At 42.9% G+C, this 2168-nt stretch carries 3 protein-coding genes; 2 read left to right on the forward strand and 1 reads right to left on the reverse strand.

Translation table 11 applies throughout. The features are described 5' to 3' along the window. The first annotated feature begins 295 nt into the window (after positions 1–295). Positions 296–559: a DUF3134 domain-containing protein gene (locus tag PX481_RS22945; RefSeq protein WP_002760451.1), complete on the forward strand. Its 264-nt coding sequence runs from the start codon at positions 296–298 to the stop codon at positions 557–559. A 45-nt stretch (positions 560–604) separates the two neighbouring features. Beyond that, complete coding sequence (gene mraY, locus PX481_RS22950) at positions 605–1672, forward strand: phospho-N-acetylmuramoyl-pentapeptide-transferase (RefSeq protein WP_288096246.1); 1068 nt, start codon at positions 605–607, stop codon at positions 1670–1672. On the opposite strand, the gene PX481_RS22955 is transcribed toward mraY, so the two are convergent. Beyond that, positions 1673–1996: a HesB/IscA family protein gene (locus PX481_RS22955; RefSeq protein WP_002760454.1), complete on the reverse strand. Its 324-nt coding sequence runs from the start codon at positions 1994–1996 to the stop codon at positions 1673–1675. Between the last annotated feature and the right edge of the window lie 172 nt (positions 1997–2168).

A 2168-nucleotide genomic window follows, 5' to 3' on the forward strand; every position in this document is an offset into this window, starting at 1 on the left:
ATAGTAGGGGGATTTGTTCAGAAAAGAATTCAAATTCGGCCTTAAACGAGTAAAACTTGCTAGGAAATAAGGTAAAACATTAGATTTTTTCGACTTGTTCAAAGTGGCCGGAGGGCATCCGGACACTCAAAACGGACGGGTCGAAAGAGTCAGACTTAAGCAATTAAGCGTTTTTCGGTGAAGCGTCAACCCCATTGACGCGACCACCCTAAAAAAGTGGCGTGGTGAGGAATCGCCGTCCGTTTTACGGCGGCGAGGATGTCAACAGAGCCTTAAAAGACATGGTAAACTCGAAATGATTGCTGCTAATCGTCGAGTAATTATGCTTAATCCTTCTATTCGTCAAGAACCCCGCTATGAACCGGCCGCGGTTATTCCCCTAAAAAAAGACGCTTCCATTGTCGAGTGGTTAGAAAAAAATAATCGCATGATTCCCCGGGATAAAATCGCCGAACCGGATCTGACTCTCGAAGAAGATGTGGAACTATCTGAACTCATGGATGTCGATGATATCGGTTATGATGACGACGAGGACGAATTAGTCTTAGATGAAGATTAATCCCGTCTTCTTTGGCAAATTTTACCCTTATCTGGCGCTTTAGTCGTGAACGCTAACATTTTTTCCGCCCCTATCTTTAAAAAACCCACTGGAACCCATCTCCTGATTCTACTAACGGGATTACTATTTCTGTTAGTAGTTTTTTTTCAGTCCACTAATTCCCTGTTACTCCCCCTGATGGCCACAACATTAATCAGTGCTGGTCTTGGTTGTCAAGTGGTGCCGATGCTGCGGCGCTTGAAAATGGGTCAGATTATGCGCGAAGATGGACCCCAGGCTCATTTAAAGAAAGCAGGAACCCCGACCATGGGAGGCAGCTTTTTTGTGCCAGTAGCCCTTATTTTCGCTTTAATCTGGTCTAAATTCGCCCCTAATGTGGTGGTGGTTGCTTTGCTGACCTTTGTTTACATGGGTATCGGTTGGTTAGATGATTGGCAAATTCTGCGTTATAAGTCGAATAAAGGCCTGTCTCCCCAGATGAAGTTAATTTTACAGATAACGGGGGCGGTGCTTTTTTGCCTCTGGATGTTGGTCAATCAGGTGAGTACCGATATCACCCTTTGGGGTCGATTAGTCATTCCTTTGGGCTTTTTCTTCTGGATTTTGGCGGGATTTGTCCTTGTGGCTGAAAGTAACGCCACTAATCTCACCGATGGGGTGGATGGATTAGCGGGGGGAACTGGTGCGATCGCATTTTTGGGTTTAGGTCTTATTATCGCCCCTAGTCATCCGGATTTAGCGATTTTCTGCACTTGTTTTGCTGGTGCTTGTCTAGGCTTCATTTTTCATAACCGCAACCCCGCTAAAGTGTTCATGGGTGATACGGGTTCCCTCGCTTTGGGAGGTGCTTTAGCTGCGGTGGGTTTAATTACTGGACATCTCTGGGGATTATTTTTAATTAGTGGTCTGTTCTTTCTGGAATCTCTTTCGGTAATCGCTCAGGTTATCTATTATAAAGCCACAAAAGGACCCGATGGCAAGGGCAAAAGATTATTAAAAATGGCTCCTTTTCATCATCATTTAGAATTAAGTGGTTGGACGGAAACCAAGATTGTGGGAGCATTTTATCTGGTTAATGCGCTTTTAGTTGTCTTGGCTATTTGGAGTAGTTAATTAAGCACTAAAGGAAAGACCACAACCGCAGGTATTTTGGGTGTTGGCATTGGTAAAACGGAAACCACCACCCATGAGATCTTCTGAATAGTCTAATTTTAAAATTTGTAGGTAGCGATCGCTGTCAGGATCGACTAAAATATTAATACCCTGACTTTGATAAAAGCGATCGTTTTCTGCCACAATAGGGGTTAATTCGAGATGATAGTGAAGTCCCGAACAACCACCGTTTTTTACTGCCAAACGCAGATAGGAACCAGTCAGACAACGGCTTTGACTCCAACGTTCAATTTCTCTAGCGGCGGCGGGACTTAATTCGATCATTGTTTTTGAGACTATTGTAATAATAATATCAAGTTCTTGTGAAGTTATACCATAGTTGTTGTCAAACTTTATGTTAAGAAATAAGCTAAAACGCACTTAAACCACCTAAAATAGAAATAGTAATTTTAGAAAAATCCTACTTATGCCAGCCAAAGATTTCCTAGACTTAGAA

It is taken from the genome of Microcystis sp. M53603_WE2 (genome assembly GCF_030065435.1).